This is a genomic window from Ferrimonas sp. YIN67, from assembly GCF_057219095.1.
This window is the reverse complement of sequence record NZ_JBXVVJ010000003.1, coordinates 406602-429341: the sequence shown is the minus strand read 5'-3', so window position 1 is coordinate 429341 and position 22740 is coordinate 406602. Positions and strand designations below refer to the sequence as shown.

17 protein-coding genes and 2 riboswitches are annotated in these 22740 nt (G+C 59.7%); of the genes, 8 read left to right on the top strand and 9 right to left on the bottom strand.

All coding sequences use genetic code 11. The annotated features are described in order from the left end of the window. Window positions 1-20: 20 nt before the first annotated feature. Together AC2D8U_RS09095 and AC2D8U_RS09090 are read right to left on the bottom strand one after the other, a co-directional pair. The gene (locus AC2D8U_RS09095) at window positions 21-1178 is read right to left on the bottom strand and encodes an isovaleryl-CoA dehydrogenase (protein ID WP_484618722.1); all 1158 of its coding nucleotides are present in this window, start codon (window positions 1176-1178) and stop codon (window positions 21-23) included. Window positions 1179-1188: 10 nt separating this feature from the next. After that, the gene (locus AC2D8U_RS09090; RefSeq protein ID WP_484618721.1) at window positions 1189-1581 is read right to left on the bottom strand and encodes a MerR family transcriptional regulator; all 393 of its coding nucleotides are present in this window, start codon (window positions 1579-1581) and stop codon (window positions 1189-1191) included. 192 nt (window positions 1582-1773) lie between these two features. Between AC2D8U_RS09090 and AC2D8U_RS09085 the strand changes: the two genes are divergently transcribed. Continuing rightward, window positions 1774-3693, top strand: coding sequence for a propionyl-CoA synthetase (locus AC2D8U_RS09085; RefSeq protein ID WP_484618720.1), 1920 nt, complete (start codon window positions 1774-1776; stop codon window positions 3691-3693). 179 nt (window positions 3694-3872) lie between these two features. Here the strand turns inward: AC2D8U_RS09085 and AC2D8U_RS09080 are convergent, their stop codons facing one another. After that, window positions 3873-4754 (bottom strand): 1,4-dihydroxy-2-naphthoate polyprenyltransferase, encoded by an 882-nt coding sequence (locus AC2D8U_RS09080; protein ID WP_484618995.1) that lies wholly within the window; start codon window positions 4752-4754, stop codon window positions 3873-3875. A 199-nt stretch (window positions 4755-4953) separates the two neighbouring features. On the opposite strand from AC2D8U_RS09080, the gene AC2D8U_RS09075 reads away from it, so the two are divergent. The 4 genes from AC2D8U_RS09075 (at window position 4954) to AC2D8U_RS09060 (ending at window position 9120) form a co-directional block, all read left to right on the top strand. Beyond that, entirely contained in the window at window positions 4954-5859 is a 906-nt protein-coding gene (locus AC2D8U_RS09075) for an SDR family NAD(P)-dependent oxidoreductase (protein ID WP_484618719.1), read from the top strand. Window positions 5860-5936: 77 nt separating this feature from the next. After that, complete coding sequence (locus AC2D8U_RS09070) at window positions 5937-6794, top strand: acyl-CoA thioesterase domain-containing protein (protein ID WP_484618718.1); 858 nt, start codon at window positions 5937-5939, stop codon at window positions 6792-6794. Between the two features lie 101 nt (window positions 6795-6895). Beyond that, window positions 6896-6999: riboswitch (glycine riboswitch) on the top strand. 2 nt (window positions 7000-7001) lie between these two features. After that, a riboswitch (glycine riboswitch) is annotated at window positions 7002-7090 on the top strand. Window positions 7091-7242: 152 nt separating this feature from the next. Next, window positions 7243-8604: an alanine/glycine:cation symporter family protein gene (locus tag AC2D8U_RS09065; protein WP_484618717.1), complete on the top strand. Its 1362-nt coding sequence runs from the start codon at window positions 7243-7245 to the stop codon at window positions 8602-8604. Window positions 8605-8712: 108 nt separating this feature from the next. Beyond that, entirely contained in the window at window positions 8713-9120 is a 408-nt protein-coding gene (locus tag AC2D8U_RS09060; RefSeq protein ID WP_484618716.1) for a YbaY family lipoprotein, read from the top strand. A gap of 140 nt (window positions 9121-9260) precedes the next feature. On the opposite strand, the gene AC2D8U_RS09055 is transcribed toward AC2D8U_RS09060, so the two are convergent. Beyond that, on the bottom strand, window positions 9261-10154 hold the full coding sequence (locus AC2D8U_RS09055) for an aldo/keto reductase (RefSeq protein ID WP_484618715.1): 894 nt from the start codon (window positions 10152-10154) through the stop codon (window positions 9261-9263). Between the two features lie 182 nt (window positions 10155-10336). Between AC2D8U_RS09055 and ompW the strand changes: the two genes are divergently transcribed. Then, entirely contained in the window at window positions 10337-10966 is a 630-nt protein-coding gene (ompW, locus tag AC2D8U_RS09050; protein ID WP_484618714.1) for an outer membrane protein OmpW, read from the top strand. A gap of 376 nt (window positions 10967-11342) precedes the next feature. Here the strand turns inward: ompW and serA are convergent, their stop codons facing one another. The 4 genes from serA to AC2D8U_RS09030 all read right to left on the bottom strand — a co-directional run bounded on the left by serA (window position 11343) and on the right by AC2D8U_RS09030 (window position 15405). Beyond that, complete coding sequence (gene serA / locus AC2D8U_RS09045; RefSeq protein ID WP_484618713.1) at window positions 11343-12575, bottom strand: phosphoglycerate dehydrogenase; 1233 nt, start codon at window positions 12573-12575, stop codon at window positions 11343-11345. Window positions 12576-12713: 138 nt separating this feature from the next. Beyond that, entirely contained in the window at window positions 12714-13286 is a 573-nt protein-coding gene (locus tag AC2D8U_RS09040; protein WP_484618712.1) for a TetR/AcrR family transcriptional regulator, read from the bottom strand. Between the two features lie 5 nt (window positions 13287-13291). Next, entirely contained in the window at window positions 13292-14743 is a 1452-nt protein-coding gene (locus AC2D8U_RS09035) for a coniferyl aldehyde dehydrogenase (protein WP_484618711.1), read from the bottom strand. Window positions 14744-14871: 128 nt separating this feature from the next. Further along, the gene (locus AC2D8U_RS09030; RefSeq protein ID WP_484618710.1) at window positions 14872-15405 is read right to left on the bottom strand and encodes a glutathione peroxidase; all 534 of its coding nucleotides are present in this window, start codon (window positions 15403-15405) and stop codon (window positions 14872-14874) included. Between the two features lie 328 nt (window positions 15406-15733). Here AC2D8U_RS09030 and AC2D8U_RS09025 point away from each other — a divergent pair, with 328 nt between their 5' ends. Both AC2D8U_RS09025 and AC2D8U_RS09020 read left to right on the top strand, forming a co-directional pair. Beyond that, window positions 15734-17869, top strand: a complete 2136-nt coding sequence (locus AC2D8U_RS09025) for a metallophosphoesterase (RefSeq protein ID WP_484618709.1) — start codon at window positions 15734-15736, stop codon at window positions 17867-17869. A 431-nt stretch (window positions 17870-18300) separates the two neighbouring features. Next, a complete protein-coding gene (locus AC2D8U_RS09020; RefSeq protein ID WP_484618708.1) occupies window positions 18301-20994 on the top strand; it encodes a TonB-dependent receptor in 2694 nt (897 codons plus the stop codon). A gap of 436 nt (window positions 20995-21430) precedes the next feature. Here AC2D8U_RS09020 and AC2D8U_RS09015 read toward each other — a convergent pair whose 3' ends face one another. Further along, window positions 21431-22597 carry a Ca2+-dependent phosphoinositide-specific phospholipase C gene (locus AC2D8U_RS09015; protein ID WP_484618707.1) on the bottom strand — a complete coding sequence of 389 codons (1167 nt, stop codon included), beginning with the start codon at window positions 22595-22597 and terminating at the stop codon, window positions 21431-21433. Window positions 22598-22740: the final 143 nt, after the last annotated feature.

Below are 22740 nucleotides of genomic sequence, written 5' to 3'. Positions count from 1 at the left end.
TTGGCGCTCCTTGTGCCCGCTTATTCGCTCATCAGTTCTCGGCCGATCAGCCAGCGGCGGATCTCCGAGGTGCCGGCGCCGATCTCATAGAGCTTGGCATCGCGCAGCAATCGACCGGTCGGATAGTCATTGATGTAGCCGTTGCCGCCGAGCAGCTGGATGGCATCCAAAGCCAGCTGGGTGGCCAGCTCGGCGCTGTAGAGGATCGCCCCGGCGGCATCCTTGCGGCTGATCGTGCCGCGATCACAGGCGGCCGCCATGGCGTAGACGTAACTGCGGGCGGCATTGGCCCGGGTGTACATATCGGCCAGTTTGCCCTGCACCAGCTGGAACTGGCCGATGGCCTGGCCAAACTGCTCTCGCTGCTGGACATAGGGCAGGACAATATCCAGGCAGGCCGCCATGATCCCCAGCGGGCCACCACAGAGCACTACGCGCTCCAGATCCAACCCACTCATCAGTACCTGGACTCCGTCTCCTTGGGCCCCCAGTACGTTGTCGGCGGGCACTTCGCACTCCTGAAACACCAGCTCCCCGGTGTTGGAACCACGCATCCCCAGCTTGTCGAGCTTCTGGGCCTGGGAAAAGCCGGGGAAGCTCCGCTCGACGATAAAGGCGGTGATCCCCTTGGTCCCCCCTTTGGGATCGGTCTTGGCGTAGACGACGCAGGTGTCGGCATCCGGACCATTGGTGATCCACATCTTGGTGCCGTTCAGGATGTAGCGATCGCCCATGCGGCGGGCGGTCAGTTTCATCGACACCACATCCGAGCCCGCGCCGGGCTCACTCATGGCCAGGGCGCCGATCTGCTCGCCAGAGATCAGGCCGGGGAGGTACTTGGCCCGCTGGGCCGGGGTGCCATTACGAAAGATCTGGTTCACGCACAGGTTGGAGTGGGCGCCGTAGGAGAGGCCCACCGAGGCGCTGGCCCGGGAGATCTCCTCCATCGCGAGCACATGGGCCAGGTAGCCCATATTCGCGCCGCCGTACTCTTCCGAGACGGTGACGCCCAGCAAGCCCATCGCTCCCAGCCTGGGCCAGAGTGCATCGGGGAAGGCGTTGTCTTTATCTATCTGACGGGCTAACGGGGCGATCTCCCCCTGGGCGAAATCGCGTACGCTGTCGCGCAGCAGATCCAGGGTTTCGCCCAGGCCAAAGTTGAAGGGATTGATGTACATGGTGTGACCCCTAATCCTGGCTTAAGGCGCGCAGCGCCTGCTGACACTGCTCTTCCGCCGAGGAGAGCTCCATCATCACCACCTTGATGTCATCCATCTGCTGCTGCAGATCTCGTTTCTTCTCTTCGATCAGGCTGAGCATGGTATGCAGTTGCTGGCGACTGGTGCGATCGGCGTCGTACAGCTCAAACAGTCGGCCGGTTTCCGCCAGGGAGAACCCCAGGCGTTTCCCTCTGAGGATCAATTTAAGCCGGACCCTGTCCTGCAGGTTGTAGATCCGGGTCTGGCCTCGACGCGCAGGCTTGAGCAAGCCCTGATCTTCATAGAAGCGGATGCTGCGGGTGGTGATATCAAATTCTCGGGCCAACTCGCTGATGGAGTAGGTGGTGGCACGCTCAGGCATGGTGATTCAATTCATAAGTGGAAGCATGTCAAAAACATAATGGAAGTTTACGTAAAGGTAAAGTTTGTGACGTTCTGTTCACTTTTTCCGAGTGCCATTCAGGATGGATAGCCATAGGTCTAATGTGGTCACTTTTTGCCCTGTGCTAGAAATGAGCCCATTCCATCAGCAGGACAGCACAGGGGAGCGGGTATGGCACAGGTGGGTGATAAGACTCGAGCACTGCAGCAGCAGGCTCAGCAGGATCCAGCGGGCTACTGGGCGGATGCGGCCCAAGGGATCCACTGGGAGCGGGACTGGGACCGGGTGCTGGATGACAGTGCTGCGCCTTTGTATCGCTGGTTTGAAGGCGCTCGGCTCAACACCTGTTACAACGCGGTGGACCGTCATGTCGAAGCGGGCCGGGGTGAACAGATCGCCATCCATTACGACAGCCCGGTGACCGATACCCGTTATGGGATCAGCTACAGCGAGTTGCAAACCAAGGTGGCAAAACTGGCCGGTACCCTGAGGGAGATGGGCGTAACCCAGGGAGATCGGGTGGTGATCTACATGCCCATGGTGCCGGAAACCGTGTACGCCATGCTGGCCTGTGCCCGTATAGGCGCCATCCACTCCGTGGTGTTTGGCGGCTTTGCCGCTGCCGAGCTGGCGACCCGCATTGACGATGCCAAGCCTAAGCTGGTGCTGTCTGCCTCCTGTGGGGTGGAGCCGGGCCGGGTGGTGCCCTACAAGCCTTTGCTGGATGAGGCGCTGAGCCTGGCAACCCATGCCGTCCAGGGCTGCCTGATCCTGCAACGGATGCAGTGCGAAGCGGATCTGCTGCCTGGCCGCGATCTGGACTGGTACCAGGCCCAGCAAGGCGTTGAGCCAGCCCCCTGTGTCCCGTTGGCGGCGACGGACCCACTTTATATCCTCTATACCTCGGGCACGACGGGGACCCCTAAGGGGGTGGTGCGGGACAATGGGGGTCATGCCGTGGCCCTGGCCTGGTCCATGAAGGCGATCTACGACATCGAGCCGGGGGACTGCTTTTGGGCGGCCTCCGATGTGGGCTGGGTGGTGGGGCACTCCTACATCGTGTACGGGCCGCTGCTGGTGGGAGCCACAACCGTGCTGTACGAGGGCAAGCCTGTGGGGACGCCGGATCCCGGTGCCTTCTGGCGGGTGATCGAGCAGTACCGGGTCAAGAGCTTCTTTACCGCACCCACCGCCATGCGGGCGATCAAGCGGGAAGATCCGCAGACCGAATATCTGGCACGGTACGACATCAGCAGCCTCAAAGCACTCTACCTGGCTGGCGAGCGTTGTGATCCCGATACCCTGAACTGGTCGGCGGGACAACTGGGCGTGCCCGTGGTGGATCATTGGTGGCAGACCGAGACCGGTTGGGCGATCTGCGCGAACCTGATGGGGGTCGAGCCGATGCCGATCAAACCCGGCTCGCCCGCCCTGGCGGTACCCGGCTACCAGGTCGAGGTGCTGGACGAGGCGGGAGAGCCGGTGGCCGCGGGGGAGAGTGGTGCCATCGCGGTGAAGCTGCCTCTGCCGCCGGGCACCCTGCCTACCCTGTGGCAAAACGATGCCCGCTACCATGCGGGCTACCTGGAGCGTTACCCGGGCTACTACCTGACGGGCGACGCCGGTTACCAGGATGAGGCCGGTTACCTCTACATCATGAGTCGCATCGATGACATCATCAATGTGGCGGGCCACCGGCTATCCACCGGTCGCTTCGAGGAGGTGTTGTCTCAGCATTCGGCGGTGGCCGAGGTGGCGGTGATCGGGGTGGCCGATAAGCTCAAGGGCCAGGTGCCTCTGGGGTTGGTGGTGCTCAAATCGGGCGTCGACCTGGCCGAAGCGCAGCTGTATGACGAGCTGATCGCCCTGGTGCGCACCGAGATCGGTCCGGTCGCGGCCTTTAAGCTGGTTTCCGTGGTGAGCAAATTGCCCAAGACCCGCTCCGGCAAGATCCTGCGGGGCACCATGCGCAAGATCGCCGACAGCCAGGAGTATGTGGTGCCCGCCACCATAGAGGATCCCACCACCCTGGATCTGGTGCGTGGCGCATTGAATCGCATGGGGTATGGTCATGCCCAGGTGGAAGCGTAAAGCCTGGTTGGCCTAGATCGATCCTCTTAGGATCTAAGCGCCCAGCTCCCCAAACCTGAGAGCACTCACCGTTGCTCGGGTGTCACACAGTTCGGCACGATGATTTAGGCTCTGAGCCCAATAAAAAAACACCGCAACCTTCTTCAGGGTGCGGTGTTTTTTGTGGGCCTGATTAATGACTAGCCTAACTCGGCGATGAGTAGGCCGAGGGAGATCAGGACACTGTAGAGCAGGGTGAGTTTGGCGGTGCTACCCAGCAGGGGGTTGAGGGCGGCTCCCTCGGTTTGGGCAAACTCTGCCGCCAGGATCCTGGCCATGGGGAAGGAGCAGCCGGCCAGCAGGATCACCACACCAGGCAGGGGGCCGAGCAGCCACATCAGCATCAATACGGGGTAGGGCAGCATCACCAACGCCCGGTACAGCCGACGGCACCGCTCCTGGCCGATGCGAACCGCCAGGGTATGCTTGCCAGCCTCTTCGTCGGTGCGAATATCCCGAGTGTTATTGACCAGCATGATGGCGGCATTGAACAGGCCAACGGTGCTGGCCAGTAGCCAGGCTGTCGGGGCCGCCTCACCCACCTGGATGTAGTAGACCCCGACCACGGCCAGCAGGCCAAAGAAGATGAAGGCGGCGATCTCACCCAGGCCGTGGGAGGCCATGGGGTAGGGACCCCCTGAGTAGCACAGGGCACCGGTGACGGCGAACACCGCCATGGCTGCCACTGGCCAGCCGCCGACGACGATCAGGTACAGGCCCGCCAATACCGCCGCGAACAGCGAGCCAATCATGGCATTGCGTACCTCGGTGGGGCTGAGCAGGCCGGATTGGGTGACTCGGGTAGGCCCTAGGCGCTGATCGGTATCGACGCCACTTTTGAAATCGAAATAGTCATTGGCCAGGTTGACCCCGATCTGCAGCAGGATGGCACACAGCATGGAGCTGGCCGCAATGGCCCAGGTGAAGGTGCCATGGGCATGGGCCAGCACATTGCCCAGCAGCAGTGGACCGATGGCGGCGGGCAGGGTTCGAGGGCGGATCGCCATGATCCAGTAGTTCATTTTCATGGTGGAGACAGGGGGATCCTGTTTGGAATGGCTCATCAATGGGCATATTGTACCCGTTTTTGCTCGCCGGGGAGGGGGATCCTTGTCACGCCGAAATCGCTATTGAATGCATTGTTTTTGTTGATAGATCACAGTAAATTTCGCCCTGTTGAGAGAAGGTTGCAAACAAGTCAAAAACTGTTAGGGGGCAGGGATGCTCAAATTCTCAGATCGAGTCATTCTGATCACCGGAGCGGGAAGGGGACTGGGGCGTGCCTATGCCTTGGCATTGGCCGCCCGGGGGGCCCGTATCGTGGCGGTGGATCTTGGTTGCGATCGGCGCGGTGAGGGGCGGGATCCGACGTTTGTCCACGATGTGGTCGACTTGATTGAGGATATGGGGGGCGAGGCTATTGGTCACTGCCTGGATGTGCGGGATCGGACCGAGTTGGAGCGCCTGATCACGCAAACCGTTACGCAGTTTGGCCGTATCGATGGCCTGGTGTGCAATGCCGGAACGCTATTGGAGCAGGATGGCCTGGGTTCAAGCAGTGAGGATTATCGCCTGCAGATGGAGCTGGTCCACTTTGCCACCCTGGAAACCGTTCAGGCGGTCTGGCCACAGATGCAGAAGCAGGGCAGTGGTCGGGTGCTGATCACCTCGGCGTTCTCCTCCCTCTACGGGGATGAACGGCTGATCGGTTATACCGCGGCCAATAATGCCAACCTGGGCCTGATGCAGAGCCTTTCCCGTACCTGTGAGCAGGATGGGATCCGGGTCAATGCCTTGTGTCCCTCCTGCTACAGTCGGTTGACGCGCAACTTTACCCTGCCCGAAGGCAGTGATGAGATGACCCCGGATCTCATTGTTCCCCCCTTGCTGTGGCTGTTGTCGGAGCAGGCCCCGAATGGGGAGATCGTCTTGGCGGGCGGTGGGCATGTATCCCTGGCTTCCATGCAGGAAACTGAGGGGCTGTACCTGCCCATGTCGCAGCTACGACCAGAGCGCTATGTGCAGGAATGGAAGCGCTTGAAACAGATGCCCAAGTCGAGAACCTTTCCAAGCTTCCGTGCCCGCCTGCAACTGATTGTCCGCTCCCTGGGGCGGCAACGCCATTGACAGCGAGCTCAGGGCTGGCAATTCAACTCAGAGGGCGTTAGCGTATGGCGTTCTCACGTTTTTTTGGAAGTGTATGCATGTCTGAAGTGTTACAGCGCCTGGTCAATCTGCTGACCCTGGAGCGCCTGGATGATGATCTGTACCGGGGCGAAAGCCAGGATCTGGGGTTCGGCCATCTGTTTGGTGGTCAGGTGTTGGGGCAGGCGCTGTCAGCGGCTCAGGGAACGGTTCCCCAGGGGCGGGATGTGCACTCTTTTCACTCCTATTTCCTGCGTCCCGGCGATCTGTCGTTGCCGGTGATCTATGATGTCGAGAACCTGCGTGACGGGGGCAGCTTCAGTGCTCGTCGAGTGAGTGCGATCCAGCACGGTCGCCCCATCTTCTTTATGACGGCCTCCTTTCAGGCACCGGAACCTGGCCTGGACTATCAAACGGCGATGCCGCAGGCACCGGATCCCCTGGTCTACCCCAGCCAGCAGGAGCTGACCGAGATGATGCGGGACAAGTTGCCGCCGAGTCTGGTGGAAAAATTTCTGGAGAACCTGGCCATCGAGGTTCGGGTGGTGGAGGATCCACGCCAGATGGGTCGAGACACCAAGCCGGTACGCCAGGTCTGGATGCGAGCGAATCAGCCCTTGCCGGACGAGCCGCATATCCATCGTTGCCTGATGGCTTATGCTTCGGATCTGAACTTCCTGGCTACGGCCTGCAAGCCCCACGGCATGACCCCTTTCACGCCCGGACTTAAGCTGGCAACCATCGACCATGCCATGTGGTACCACAGGCCATTCCGTTTCGATGACTGGCTGCTGTTTCAGATCGACTGCCCCACGACGGTCAATGCCCGCGGATTGGTCCGAGGCCAGTTTTTTAATCAGCAGGGAGACCTGGTCGCCAGTGCGCAGCAGGAGGGGTTGATCCGCTATCGCAACTGACTGGGTTACCGAAGTGTGAACTGGAACGGAAAACGGTGCGTTAGAGCATCGTTTTTTTTGTTAGTATTTTCGGCTCTTAGGTTGAGGCCTAAGAAACTCGGATGAAGGTATCAGGAGAGAGGCACGGCGTCGAATGACGTTACGCCCACCGAAGAAGTAAATCTTTCAGGTGTCAGCCTAGGCTGACGAGGACTGATACTGGACGAGCCTCTGGAGAGATCCATTGATTTGGACGCCGAAGGCGCAAGTGCCGTTCCCCGTGAACGGCGTGAAACGCTCAGGCAAAAGGACAGAGGTGACAGACGGCCGGCGCTCATTACGACGTCGGTGCTGGCCGTTGCTGCACTGCTGCTTTAACCGCAGGCGCAGGCGGGATCCCCGTCGGCCTGGTCCATCATGGTTTCTCCTCTTTGTGTTGTTATGTTGTCACACTTGAGGGAAACGCATTATGCAAGCCATTGAATCCATTCTTAATACCCTAAGCTCCTGGGTCTGGGGACCGCCGGTACTCATACTCCTGGTCGGCACCGGGATCTATTTCACCGCCCGCCTCGGGTTGATCCAGTTACTCAAGTTGCCGTTGGCCCTCAAACTGATGTTTCGCAAAGACGATGCCCAGGGTGATGTGAGTCGCTTCGCGGCCCTGTGTACGGCCCTGGCCGCCACCATAGGTACCGGGAATATCGTCGGTGTCGCCACGGCTGTGAAGCTGGGTGGCCCCGGTGCCCTGTTCTGGATGTGGATGGCGGGCCTGTTTGGCATGGCCACCAAGTACGCCGAGTGTATGCTGGCGGTGAAATACCGGGAAACCGATGAGCGTGGCGAAAAGGTCGGTGGCCCCATGTACTACATCGCCAAGGGTACAGGCCAGATGTGGCTGGCCAAGATCTTCGCCGTGTTTGCCCTGATGGTGGCCTTCTTCGGGATCGGCACCTTCCCCCAGGTGAACGCCATCGTCGATGGCGCCGAGATTGCCTTCTCGGTACCCCGTAACCTCACCATGGTGGTGCTGACTCTGCTGGTCGGTGCGGTGATCATCGGTGGTGTGAAACGCATTGCCAAGGTAGCCAGTGCCCTGGTTCCCACCATGGCCATCGGTTATGTGCTGGCGTGTCTGGCCCTGGTAGGCCTGAACTTCAGTGCCGTTCCGGCGGCGTTTGCCCTGATCCTGGAAAGCGCCTTTAACCCGGTGGCCGCCGGGGGTGGTTTTGCCGGTGCAACCGTGATGTACGCCATTCAGATGGGGATCGCCCGCGGCGTCTTCTCCAACGAGGCGGGCCTGGGGAGTGCTCCCATGGCGGCGGCTGCGGCGAAGACCAAGTCGCCGGTGGAGCAGGGATTGGTGTCCATGACCGGTCCCTTCTTCGATACCCTGATCATCTGTACCCTGACCGGCCTGGCGTTGGTGCTCACCGGCGCCTGGCAGGGGGAAGCCGCAGGTGCGGCCATGACCTCCTCCGCCTTTGCCAGTGGCCTGTCCGCCTTTATTGGCGAGAAGGTGGTGACCATTGCCCTGTTGTTCTTTGCCTTTACCACTATCCTGGGTTGGTGCTACTACGGTGAGCGTGCCGTGTTGTTCCTGGCCGGTGAAAAGGGGCGTAAGCCCTACCGCTGGGTCTTCGTTGCCCTGGTGGCGATGGGGGGGCTGCTGCACCTGGATATGATCTGGTTGCTGGCCGACGTGGTCAACGGCCTGATGGCGGTGCCGAACCTGATTGCCCTGCTGCTGTTGCGTAAAGAGATCATTGCCGACACCCGAGAGTACCTGGCTGGCCTGAATTGGCAGGGTCAGCCGGCTGAAGCTCAGTAAAACAGCCGTGGCAAGGAGTGGGCGAGATCTCAGCTAAAGAGAGCCGGGCTTGTCGCCCTTTCAAGCAGTTGATATAACAGGTGGCAACAAGACTGGAAGGATAAGAATATGCAAAAGGTTATTGTTGTCGCCCGTTTGGCCCTGCTGGGGGTGATGGCGGCGATGATCAGCGCCTGCGTCACGGTCGAGGAGCCCAGGGAGCAATATGTCCGCGTCAGCGGTGTGGTGACCTTCAAGGAGGCGAGCCTGCTGCCGGCCAACTCCAGCATCCTGGTGGCGGTGATCGATGCCGATAATCCCGGGGTGATCCTGGAGCAAAGAGATTACGAAGTGGCCAAGTTACCGGTGCCCTTCTTCTTCGCCATTCCTCAGGAGAGGGTGGATCCCAGGGCCAATTATGTCGTCTGGGCGGCGGTACGGATCAATAACGCGACCCTGCTGCGAACCCAGCGACCGTTCCCGGTGATCAACAACGGCGTATTCAACACCACGGTATTGGTGGAAGCGGTGGATTGAGAGCAGTTTTTAGTTTTTAGCGATGAGTTACTAGCTAAGAGCCAGAGCAAAAGCCAAAGCCCGAAAGCAACAAAGCCCTCGTACTCGGGGGCTTTGTTTTATCTGGCTAACGACTGTCAGCTGTCAGCTAACCGTCAGGTTCAAGGTACATCATGGCCGCTGGCGGCGACCCAGATCCGGAACCACTGCTCCCGGGTGAGGCTTAACTGACAGGATTGAACGGCCTGGGCCAGGCGCTCGAGTTTACCGCTGCCGAGGATCGGCAGTGGCTCACAGGGCAGGGCCAGCAGCCAGGCGTAGAGCACCTGGTCGATGCCAGCGGCCCCAATCTCACCGGCGATCTGTTGCAACTCCTGGCGGATCCGTCGCGCCAGGGGATCCGCTGGACTGAACAGTCGGCCGCCACCCAGACAGGACCAGGCCATTGGGCGGATCCTATGCTGTTGCAGATGATCCAGAGTGCCGTCGTGCAGGGGGTGCATCTGCAGCGGGGAGATCTCGATCTGGTTGGTGACAAGCGGCAGGCTCAAGCGTGACTGCAGCAGCTGAAACTGGGACGGGGTAAAGTTGGACACACCGAAGTGACGCACCTTGCCATCACGGTGCAGGCGCTCGAACGTCTGGGCGACTTCGTCGGCATTCATCAGGGGATCGGGCCGATGGATCAGCAAGAGATCCAGGTAATCGGTCCCCAACTGACTCAGGCTTTGCTCGACCTGGTTCAGGATATGGCCGCCGCTGGTGTTGTAGTGGGGCAGATCGTACCCTTGACTGCCAGGCAGGCAGATCCCGCATTTGCTGATCAGCTGCAACTGGTGGCGCAGCCCGGGCTTGAGTCTCAATGCCTCGCCAAAGGCGGCTTCACACTGGTGATCACCGTAGATGTCGGCATGATCGCAGCTGCTGATCCCCAGCTCCAGGTGTCCCTCGATAAAGGCCAGTCGCTGCTGGGGGGTCATCCCCCACTCCATCAGGCGCCAGTAGCCGGCGACAAAGCGTGACAAGGTCAGTCCCTGCAGTTGTGCATTCTTCATAAGCCCCTCCTTAGGGTCCCTGCAAGGATAAAATTTGATCTGCCTCAGGTAAATCCCCTTTGGCGTGATGCTCGTCGCAAAAACTTGTTCTTAATCAATAGTTGAAGTCGCTATGGAGAATAGGGTAGGGGCGTATTTAATGTGCTGCGTCATGTGATGCGCCCGATTCATGGAGTGAAGATATGAAACTGCGTCTGCTGTCTGCCGCCATCCTGGCTGCCGTTACCCTGCCCGCCCTGGCCCACCAGGCCGGAGATATCATTGTCCGCGCCGGCTCGGCCACCGTGGCTCCCGATGAAAGCTCCCAAGATGTGGCCGGTAACGGGGAGTTTGGGGTGGATAACAATACCCAGCTGGGACTCAACTTTGCCTATATGTACACGGATAACTTTGGTGTGGAATTGCTGGCAGCCACCCCGTTCAGCCATAAGGTGAGCCTGCCGGGACTGGGGAATATTGCCAAGCTCAAACACCTGCCGCCCACCCTGATGGCCCAGTACTACTTCGGCAGCAGCAACAGCGCCCTGCGCCCCTATGTCGGCGCCGGGGTCAATATGACGCTCTTCTTCGATGAGAAGTTCACTAATGATCTGGGGGGAGCCTTGACCGATCTGGATCTGGACACCTCTTTTGGCTTTGCCGCCCACGCCGGGCTGGACTACCAGCTGAATGACAGCTGGCTGGTGAACGCCTCGGTCTGGTACCTGGATATCGGTACCGATGTGAATTTTAAGCTCGGTGGGGCTCAGCAATCGATCAAGACCGACATCGATCCCTGGGTCTACATGGTCTCTGTGGGTTACAAGTTCTGAGGTGCCAGGTACCAGGTGCTAGTAAGGGCAGGTTCTAGGTTCTAGGTTCTAGGTTCTAGGTTCTAGGTGCTGGGTGCTGGATACTAGGAAGAGCAGGTGCTAGGTGCTAGGTACTAGGTGCTAGGTACTGGGTACTGGGTACTGGGTACTGGGTACTAGGTAGAGCATCAAGGCACAGGCTCTTTCCTAGAGCCTAGGCTCTTTCCTAGAACCTAGGCTCTTTCCTAGAACCTAGGCTCTTTCCTAGAACCCAGGCGCTTTCCTAGGACCTAGGCGATTCCCTAGAACCCAGGCTTTATCCGGGTACCGAGGTTGGAAAGCATAAAAACAAAAAGCCCTCCATCTGGAGGGCTTTGTTGTTACCAAGCGAGCCGGTTTAGCCGTGCAGGGTGCGGGCACGGATGGTGCCCGGGATCTGCTTCATCTCCGCCAGCGCTTCCTCGGCGTACTCGGTTTCCACGTCCATCACCACATAGCCGATCTGGGCAGTGGTCTGCAGGTACTGGCCGCTGATGTTGATCCCCTTGGCGGCAAACGCCTGGTTGATCTGGTTCAGCACGCCGGGCACGTTGCGGTGGATGTGCAGCAGGCGGGAGCAATCCCGGTGCAGGGGCAGGGATACCTCTGGGAAGTTCACCGCCGACAGGGTGGAACCGTTGTCGGAGTACTTGACCAGCTTGGAGGCCACTTCGATGCCGATGTTTTCCTGGGCTTCCTGAGTCGAACCGCCGACGTGGGGGGTCAGCAGGACATTGTCAAACTCCCGCAGCGGGCTGAAGAACTCCTCGTTGTTGGACTTGGGTTCTTCCGGGAACACATCGATGGCGGCACCGGCCAGCTTGCCATTGGCCAGCACCTCGCACAGGGAAGGGATCTCCACCACGGTACCCCGGGAGGCGTTGATCAGGATGCTGCCATCGCGCATGGCGGACAACTGGGGGCCAGCGAGCATGTTCTTGGTATCCGGGGTTTCCGGTACGTGCAGGCTGACGATGTCGGCCTGACCCAGCAAGGCTTCCAGGGTATTGATCTGCTGGGCGTTGCCCAGAGGCAGCTTGTTTTCAATATCATAGAAGACCACGCGCATTCCCAGGCTTTCTGCCAGGACCCCCAACTGGGTGCCGATGTGGCCGTAGCCGATGATCCCCAGCACCTTGCCGCGGGCCTCATAGCTGGCGGAAGCGGATTTCTTCCAGACACCCCGGTGGGCCAGGGCATTCTTTTCCGGGATCCCGCGCAGCAGCAGCAGGATCTCACCCAGTACCAGTTCAGCCACGGAGCGGGTGTTGGAGAAGGGGGCGTTAAATACGGGGATGCCCGCCAGTTCAGCGGTGTTGAGATCCACCTGGTTGGTGCCAATACAGAAACAGCCGATCCCGGCCAGTTTCTGGGCTCCGGCCAACACCTCTTCGGTCAACTGGGTACGGGAACGGATCCCGACGAAGTGGACGTTGCGTAGCTTCTCCTTCAACTCCTCCTGAGACAGCGAGCCAGTCAATACCTCAACGTTGTTGTAGCCAGCGTTGACGAACACTTCACGGGCACGGGGGTGGACCCCCTCCAGCAGCAGAACGTTGATTTTATCTTTGTGCAGCGATAACTGGTTCATGGACAGCGACTCTCAATTCCCTAAAGAGCCGCCCAGAATACCCGATTTTATGTGATTTTGATCGACCGTTACATCGATGTATTTAAAGCAGTAATTTATACATATGGGATCGAGATGGACCCCTCTTCAGTGGCCGATTCAGGGGCTCAGGAGGCGCCACAGGCTGTCGAAGGCGGCATCGCGATAATCGGCCAGTTCGGCCTTGTCCGGTGCCTGGATAAAAAACGTCGCGGCGCTGAGAAAATGGCTCTGACACAGGGCCAGGAGCAGATCTATCGGCATGGGACTGATCTGGCCTGCCTGCTGGCCCTGTATCAACAGGCGGGGAATGAAGCCCAGTATCTCGGCCATGGTCTGCCTCGGCAGGGCGGGATCCTGCGCCGGGCTGTGGTAGAGCTGTCCGACAAATTGCAGGGCCTGGGGATGGGCCAGTGCCCAGTCAAGCGCTCGTTGCCAGACCTGGCGGGCCTGGAGTTGCAATGGGGCAGCCGGGCTCAGTGCCAATGCCTCTGCCATGGTGTCTGCCAACTGGATTTTGATCTCGCGATGCAGTTGCTCGACCAGCACCGCCTTGCTGGGGAAGTGGTGAAACAGGGTGCCGGTCGCCACCCCGGCGGTTCGGGCGATCTGCGCGGTGGCGGTGGCTTCGATCCCCTGCTGTACGAACAACAGCAGGGCCGTGTCCAGGATCCGTTGTTTCTTGCTGGCCATGCTTGTCAGCGCACCAGGAGTTTCACCAGCAGGCGGTGCAGCCAGGTGTTATAGGGGGGATGCACCAGGGCACCGGCGTTGAATTTCCCCCGGCTGACGACGGTTTTGGCCTTGGAGAAGGTCTGGAACCCTTCGAAGCCATGGTAGTGGCCCATTCCCGACGGGCCTATTCCACCGAAGGGGGCATCTTCTGCTGCCACATGGACCAGGGTATCGTTGAAAGTGACGCCACCGGCATGGGTTTGCGTCAGGACCCGCTGTTGCAGCGCCTGATCGAAGCTCATCAGGTAGAGCGCCAGGGGCCGAGGCCGTGCCTGGATATAGGCCAGGGCCTCGTCGATGTGTGTATAGGTCACTATGGGCAGCAGGGGGCCGAAGATCTCCTCCTGCATGACGCGCATGCCGTCGTGAACGTTCGTTAACAGGTGCGGTGCCAGGCGGTGATTGTCATCATCCTGGGCCCTTGTGCACACAGGGGTGATCCTTGCGCCCTGAGCCCGGGCATCTTCCAGGGTGTCGAGCAGTCGCTGGTATTGACGAGTGTTGATCACCGAGCTGTAGTCCGGGCTGGCCAGTCCGTCCGGGTAGAGGCGGGCAAACCGGTCGCGATAGGCCTGGATGAAGGCATCCTGTTTGCCTTCGGGCAGCAGGATGTAATCCGGTGCTACGCAGATCTGTCCAGCGTTCAGGCTTTTGCCCCAGATGATCCGGCCGATGGCGTCCTCAATCTCCATATCCGGGGCGATCAGGGTCGGTGATTTGCCCCCCAACTCCAGCGTCACGGGCACCAGGTTATCGGCGGCCGCCCGCAACACATGGCGGCCAACGGCGGTGGAGCCGGTGAAGATCAGGTGATCGAATGGCAGGGCACAAAAAGCGGCGGCGCGCTCCGCTTCCCCCTCGACGACCGCGACTTCCGCCTCTTCAAACAGCTCAGATAACATGGATTTGAGGATGGCATTGGTGGCGGGAGTGAACTCGGACATCTTGATCATGGCGCAGTTACCGGCCGCCAAGGCGGTGATCAAGGGTGAGAGGGCGATGTAGACGGGAAAATTCCAGGGGACGACTATGCCGACCACCCCTAACGGCTGATAGTGCACCGCTACCTTGGCCGGGGCCAGCATCAGACCCGCTTTGCGACGTGATGGCTTCATCCAGCGCTTAAGCTGGCGTCGGGTGTACTTTATCTGGTTGAGGCAGGGCAGGATATCGGCCATGACCGAGTCGAACGGGCTGCGATAGCCGAAATCCGCACTCAGGGCATCGGCCAAAGCCTGCCGGTGTTTGACCAGCCCCTGCTGCAACCGCTCCAGCTTGTCCAGGCGTTCAGCCAGCGTTGGCATGGGGAGATCGCGAAAGGCCTGCCGCTGACGGGCCAGCAGGGCACTTAGGTCGTCCGCGATCGGGGCAACGGGCGTTGTTATGGCGAGTTCACTGGGTTGGGGCTGACTCATTGCGGCTTCCTCTGGTTGCATCCATTTAAGGATAATGAAACCGACTGATTAGTCGGTCGCATTTTGAACAGAAGCTAGCGGCTTTTCCCTGTGAGTGCAAGGGCGGTGCCGGCTGGCCCTGAGTCACGTTACTTCAGCTGTTGTTGTATCGCCTGGGTGATCGCCTTGTCGTCGGGCTTGGTGCGGGGAGACCAGTAGTCCACCAGTTGTCCGTTGCTGTCTACCAAGTACTTGTAGAAGTTCCATTTTGGGGCCCCGCCTTGGCGGGCCAATTCGGCAAAGATGGGGTCGGCGTCGCTGCCGCGCACCGGGATCGGGGTCAGCATGGTGAAGCTGACCCCGTAGTTTTTGTAGCAGATCTCTGCGGTCTCGGCTTCCTCGTCGGCCTCCTGAAAGAAATCGTCAGAGGGGAAGCCGAGGATCACCAGGCCCTGAGGGCCGTACTCCTGATGCAGGGCCTCCAGTTGTTTGAACTGAGGGGTAAAGCCACAGTGGCTGGCGGTATTGACGATCAGCACGGCCTTTCCTTCGGTCAGGCTGCAGAGATCGACATTCTCCTTGGCGTGCAGTCGACGTTTTTCGGTGTTGAGCCAGTCCGGGCACTGGGCGGCCAGGGGGCTGTGAATGAGCAGCAGGGCGGTGAAAGTCAACCAGGGCTTCATGGGGGACACTCCGTGTGATTTATCCTTTTCCTATACGTGGGTTGTGACCTTGTGGTTCACACCCTCGTCAGGTCGACTATGGCAGGTCCGAGCGTGGCGGACAATGGTGGCCAACTCCGATGGGAGCCTTTATGGGCTCTCACTCTCCAGGCCGGCAAGGGGATTGGCGTCGTCGCAGATCAGGGCTGGGTGAGCGGAAGGGTAAGAGGCGGAGAGGGTCGCGTCTTTCCTGCAAAGCTGCCTGGTTTTTCTTACTGACATGTTCAAGTCATTATTTTGAAAGCTTTTTGCATTACTTTCTTCGCTTTTCTCACTCGAGGCTGTTTTCATGTTCCTGCGTTATATCCTGCCCTTGGCTGCGGCTGCTTTCCTGGTTCAATGCAGCCGTGAGCCGGCCCCTAAAGCCCAGGTTTCCGCACCCCTGATGGAATCTGTACAGGTGGCTTTTATGCCAGATATCCACTTTCACGATGTCTATGGCAACTTTGCCGATGGCAGTTTTGCCGGGCTCGCCAATCGCCACAGTGGTCAGGGGGCGACCATACGGACCATGCTCAGCCAGCTCACCTCCACCCGGCTGTTTAATGAGAACTACTTTGCCCTGCTGGCGGCGCTGGATGACGTGGTGGCGCGCGGGGTGAAGTATGTGGCGCTGCCGGGAGACTTCAGCGACGATGGTCAGCCGGTGCATCTCCGGGGATTGGCCAAGGTGCTGGATCGTTACACCGCCGAGCATGGCCTGGTGTTCTTTGCCGCGCCGGGCAATCACGATCCGGTCCGCCCTTTTGCCCGCCCCAATGGTAAGCCCGATTACCTGGGGGAGGGCGGCCAGGCTCAGCGGATCTTCAGCCGAGGCGCGGTGGCCGAGTGCGAGGACTACAGCGGGGAGTGGTCAAAGCTGGCTGGCCCGGGCAGCTTGCCCACCCTCTGCTCAGAGGAGGTCAAGGAGTGGGGCTATGCCGAGATCATGGCGATCCTCGGCCCCCACGGCTTCTATCCTCAGCCCGAATACCACTATTTCGAGACCCCCTACAGCGATCCCGCCCTGCGCGATGGCGGTTACCGTTACGAGGCGGCCATGGCCGATGCGGCATTTGAGCGCCGTCAGTATGAGATCTGCCACGAGGGCACAGGCGGAGATTACAGAATGGCTCACTATTCGGCCTGCTCCCGAGTACCGGACGCCAGCTACCTGGTGGAGCCGGTGCCCGGGCTCTGGCTGCTGGCCATTGACGCCAATGTCTATCTGCCCAAGGCCGACGGCCGGGGGGAGGGGGATCCCAATGACTATGATGGCTCAGGCAATGCGGGCTACAACAAGATGCTCAGCCACAAGCTGCAGGTGATCGACTGGATTGCCGATGTCACCGCTCGAGCCTCCGAACAGGGCAAGACGGTGATCGCCTTTAGCCACTTCCCCATGACCGACTTTTACGACGGGGCTTCAGAGACGATCGCCGATCTGTTTGGCGAGGGCAGTTTCCAACTGCAGCGCAAACCTGAGGCTGACACCAGCCGTGCCCTGGCGATGACAGGGTTGACGGTCCACGTCGGTGGCCATATGCACTTTAATGATACCGGGGTGAAGCGTTATCAGATCCATGGCCGTGAACACACCCTGTTTAATATCCAGGCGCCGTCACTGGCCGGGTATGTGCCGGCCTATAAGCTGCTAACCCTTGCACCGGGCGGCCAGGTGGAGGTGGAGACCGTGGTGATTGAGCAGGTGCCGCGCTTCGACGAACTGTTTGAGCACTATGAGCAGGAGCATGACTTTCTGCTGGCCACGGGCAGTGAGCCGATCTGGGATCGGGGGATCCTGTCGGCCCGAAGCTACTATGAGCTGACCGATTGGCACATTCGCGAGCTGACCCGTCTGCGCTTTCTGCCCGAGGAGTGGCCACAGGCGCTGCGGGAGATGCTGATGCGCCTGGATGGTCGCTCCATGCTGATCCTGTCGCAGCTGCGTACCGATGTGTCCTTATGTGAGCTGCAGGCGGTGGTGACCTTCATGGATCTGGGCGTCAGCGACTGTGCTGCCGATGATCTCAAACTGATGGCCTTCCTCAATGACTGGGCGGCAGCCATTGGCCGGGCCCACCGGCTGGCCAAGTTGCAGGGCTGGGAGCTGAGTGCGCTAAAAGAGTGGGATGGGATGGCGCTGGCGGTGGATTTCTATCGACTGCGCAACGCCGATGAACTGGCGTTTCGCGATATCGAGTTTGAGCGGCTGCAGCAGTACCGCCTGCTGTCGGAGGCGCTGGCCACTATGCAGCACGAGATTGCCCCCGAGGTGGTTGTCGCCCCTCATCAGCGGGTCGGCGACCTGTTCAAGCAGCGCTTTACCAGCCTGCTTGCCATTCTGGAGCGCTTTGCCAGTGGCGAAGCGTCGGATCATTTTCGTATCGATATGGCCGCTGGGACGCTCACGGATCTGAGTGAACAGCGGGTGAAGCGCCGATGAAAGCCAAGGGGGGCAGGAGGAAGCCCACAGGATGACTGTTTGAGCAGCACAATCTGGCGTCTGGCCCGGCATTCAATCCTGTGTCGTGCGGGAACGCATGCGCTCAGTGAGACCCTTCCCTCCCTCTGAACAGCCCGGCTTACCGTCGGGCTGACTCTTTTCCATCGTGTGCGGTTTGGGGGACACAGGTGAGTCCCGCTCACTGGCGTCGCACCGACCGGAAAAGGGAGGTGCTTGAGCATCCGAATCTTGCTTGATTGTTAATATGTGAACCTTTGGTTGCAATCTGCGCAACTTTTCCTGTTACGGGTGTCTTGTTCGGTAGTGCAGGTCGATTCGCATCTTCGTTTTAGGCTGGCGGTTCTCCGCTCGAGTCTGGAGGGAGATTGCGGGATCGCACCATTTAATTAAAAAATCGAAAAGGACGTTCCATGAAGCTCAATCAGGTGAGTGCTGCAGTTGCCGCTGCCATTACCGGTCTTGTTACTGCCTCTTTTAGTGCGACTGTGTTTGCCGGATCCGGCGAGCAGAGGGATGAGAATATCGAAGTGATCAGCGTCAAGGGCTATCGCAGCAGCCTCAAGTACAGCCAGGCCCTCAAACGTGATGCCGCGGGTACCCAGGAGAGCATAGTGTCGGAAGATATTGGTGACTTTCCGGATCTGAACCTGGCGGAGTCGTTGCAGCGGATCTCCGGCGTCTCCATCTCGCGGGACGCAGGCGAGGGTCGACAGATCTCCCTGCGTGGTCTCGGACCGAACTTTACCCGGACCCGCCTCAACGGCATGGAGGCGCTGTTTACCACCGACTCGGGCAATGATCAGCGTGGTGGTGCCAGCCGGACCCGGGATTTTGACTTCAGCGTGTTTGCTTCTGAGCTGTTTAATCGAATCGATGTGGTCAAGACCACAGATGCCCAGATGGACGAAGGGGGGATCGCCGGTACGGTGGATCTCTACACGGCCAAGCCGTTCGACTATGCCGATGAAGGCTGGCAGGGGGCGCTCAGTGTCAAGGGCCTGTACAACGATCTGACCCAGGACACCGGGCCGCGTCTGGCTGGTTTGATCTCCAATCAGTGGGGCGACTTTGGCGCCCTGTTTTCCGTGGCCTACTCCGAGATCGAAACCGTCGAGATGGGCAATGCCGTCTGGGGCTGGATGAACAGCATTCCGTTTCAGGAGCAAAATATTGGCCCCGATGTGGATCCTGAGATCCGTGACGCCTTGCTTGCCGGAGAGCTGTTTGTGCCTCAGGGGGGCAACATCGGCAGCTGGGGCAACACGCGAGAGCGTCTGGGGCTGACCGCCGCCTTTCAGTGGCAGCCAAGCGATCGCCTGGCGATGGACCTGGATATCCTCTACGGCACCTTCTCCAATGACCGGGTGCACTATCAGTTGGCCATGGCTGGCACCAACTCCCTGGCCGGTGGTAACCCGGGTGACGCTGTGTTGGTGGATGCGATCACTGATGGCCGTGGCGGTCTGGCCTATGCCGAGTTTGAAAATATGGACATGCGCACCGAGTCCCAGAAAAACTACAGCGAGTCCACTTTCAGCCAGTTCTCATGGAACAGCAAGGCGTGGCTGACCGACAGTCTCAGTGCCAACCTGCTGCTGGGGTACTCCCAGTCGGAGTACCACTCTCCGACCCACGACAAGATCTTCCTGGAGTCCACCGATCATAATGTGACCTTCGATTGGCGCCGGGGTCCGGGGGCAAGCTATGACTTTGGCTACGATGTGACCGACACCAGCGCGTACCATCTGTTCCGTGCGGACGCCCGTGAGGACGCCATCGACAACAGCTACAGCACGGCCAAGCTGGACTTCAACTACGAGTTTGGCCTGGATCAGAGCATCGATTTTGGGGTGCATTACAAGCAGTACGAGAACAGTGGCTGGGAGCGGCGCGATCGGGTTGATGGCCTGCAGCCGTACAATGAACGGGTCAAAGACCTCTTTATGCTGACCGACATTCCCATGGAGCAGGATTATGTGATCGGCAACAACGGTGCGATCTTTGAGATCCTGGAAGCCAACGGGATCATCAGTCGCCAGCTGGATAGCTCCCACAACCGCCCCGGTACCGCCTATGAGATCGAGGAGGGCACCTGGGCGACCTATCTGCAATACAACTGGAGGGCCGAGCTGGGCAGCATCCCGGTGCGCGGTAACGTCGGCGGACGGTATTTCAGGACCGAGCAGATCTCCAGTGGGGAGGTTCCCGGTAACGAGGGGGAGCTTGGATATGTTCGCTTCGAAAACGATTACGGCAAGTTCCTGCCCAGCCTGAACCTGGTGTTCGAGCTCAATGAGCAGACGCTGCTGCGCTTCGGGGCCAACCGTAATATCTCTCGTCCGGATCTGGGCAGCATTCGTGCTGCGGCCAGCATCACCGTGGCCGACAACAGCATTGTCGCCGGTAATCCTGGGCTGGATCCCTTTGTGGCGGACTCCTTTGATGCCGCACTGGAGTACTATGGCGATTCCGTGACGCTGGCAGCTTCCGTGTTCTACAAGGATATGGAAGGTTTTATCGTCAACCATACCGAGCAGATGGCCTATAAGGATACCGGCTATCCGCTGCACCTGTTGGACTCGGATCCCCGTTACGATGGTGACACCACCTTCACCATCACCAAGCCGGTGAACAGCGATGATGCTTATGTCCAGGGCGTGGAGCTCTCCAGTCAGGTGATCTTCGATTTCCTGCCGGGTCTGCTGGCCAATACCGGTATGAACGTCAACCTGACCTATGCCGACGGTGAGGCGACCATTTATCCTGGCGGCACCGCCACCATAGTGACTCCTCCTGGGCTCTCCAAGTGGTCCAATAACATTACCCTGTTTTATGAGACCAAGGACTTTGGCGCACGGATCTCCAGCGCCTATCGGGATGAGTACATCATCGGCTCAGGCAGCGCGGGTAACGAGGTGGTGGGCTATGACGATACCCTGTTTGTGGATTTCAAGGCCCACTACAACCTGACCGAGCGCGTTAAGCTGGCATTTGAAGCCACCAACCTGACGGATGAGGCGATAGTCCTGCAGACCGATGGTCGGGCTATCTCCACGGCTACCAGCGGCCGCAACTATGCGGTTGGCCTGACCTATCGTTTCTGAGCTGAGGCTTGATGAATCAAAGCCCCGCCGGTTTCCGGCGGGGCTTTTTTTGCCTCTGCTCTCAGTCGAAAGGTGAAATGCACAGGTGCGGTCAGAACCAGGATGTGGTCGCTTAGGTTGCGCTCAGTGGCAGCGATTCACCCTGCCTCATGTTGCTCCATACGGTGATGGGCTCCGTTTGCCCTTGCCGGATCTGCTGCGAAGTGGTGCCTCAAAAGCTGCGATGTGTCTTTGAGCATTGGATCCTGTGGGAGCCCCAGCGTTGCCAGAGGGCAGGGGGGCCGATATTTGGCGAGGCAGGGGGCGAGGAAAGGGGGATGGTTTTGCCGCGGTTTGTCGCGGTTTGTTGCGATTGCCCCACTCGCGCCGGCTCGGTGAGAACGATGCGCTCACCGCCGAGCCGGCGCAAGCCGGTATGCCTTGGTGGCTGGCCCGCTTATTGGATCGGGCAGGTACCTTCAAAGGTGAGGGGATGGCAGTCCACATAGCCTTGACGGTTATCAAAGCGCACTTGGTAGTCACTCAGACCCTCGATGGGCACGGGGGCATCGGTAAAGATGAAGTGAGCGCCCTGGATCAGCGCCTGTTCGCGCCGTGCGGTGTCGCCGCTGCGCACCTCAACCAGCCCACTGTCGGCGACACCCAGCAGCAGCTGCCCCTGAGTGATCGCGTCACGAGATTGCTCCGCTTGCTGATGGTCACGCATGTAGCGCACCAGACCGGTAAAGGCATGGGGGGCGTCGAGGTCGCTGAACACCCAGAACAGGGGATCCTGGTTCGGGTGAGTCCGGCTCAGCTCGGCGTAGCTGGCCATGCTGGGCGCCGGCCAGATCAAGGAGATAAACACCTTGCCCTTGAGCTCTCCCAGGCTCGGCCAGCCTTGGGCTGCAATGGCCTGTTCGAGGCTGTCGTAGGTGCCCTGTACGTCTCGTGGGGCCAGCAGTTGTGAGCGGGGAAAGTGGGCCAGCACCGCTTGCTCGGCCGCCAGCCACTGGGAACGAGCAAAGTGTTGGTCACCGTCAGGGCTGCGCCACGGTTTACCCTCAAACTGCAGGGCCAGGGGGAGGTGATCCGGGTGGGCATCGGACCAGGCCTTGATCTCGCTCAGGCAGTCCCTCAGTAGCAGGCAGCTGCTGCGAAAGTCGGTGTCGGCATCGTGCATCACCTTGAATCCGGATTGGCTTAACTTCCCCTCGGGATCATAGGGCTGGGCCAGAGGCTCTCCCTGTTGGGCCAGTTGTTGATGCAGTGTCGGCACGCCATAGCGGTTTCCTTCGGGATCGTAAAGGAGATCCAGCTCCAGGCTGCGGATCCCCATCTCCAATTGGGCTGTGAGGGTGGAATGACGGTACTGGTATCTGCGCACCGTTCGCAGCGCCTGCTCCTCCCCCAGGCTGGCAAGCAGCGTGTGGTAATAGGCTTGCTCCTCCTGGGGGGACAGGGGCTGATGATAGGCGTTGTGAGTCGTGATGTAACGGATCTGGTTGAGCCTTAGTGCACCCACCGCCCCCTGGATCTCACCCTGTTGTTCTGGCACCCGGTTTTGGCAGCCCGCCAGCAGCAGGCTAATGAGTAGGAGACAAACGCCGTGTTGGTATCGCATCAGAAAACTCCATATATAAAAGACGCGCCGCTGAACGGCCGGTTGAGTAATACACGAAAAAGGGAGTGTCGCATCGGGGCATCGAGGCTGGCTTGGAGCCGCCTTCGGCCCGAATGCTGGAGAGTGCTCGGCCGATCGGTACC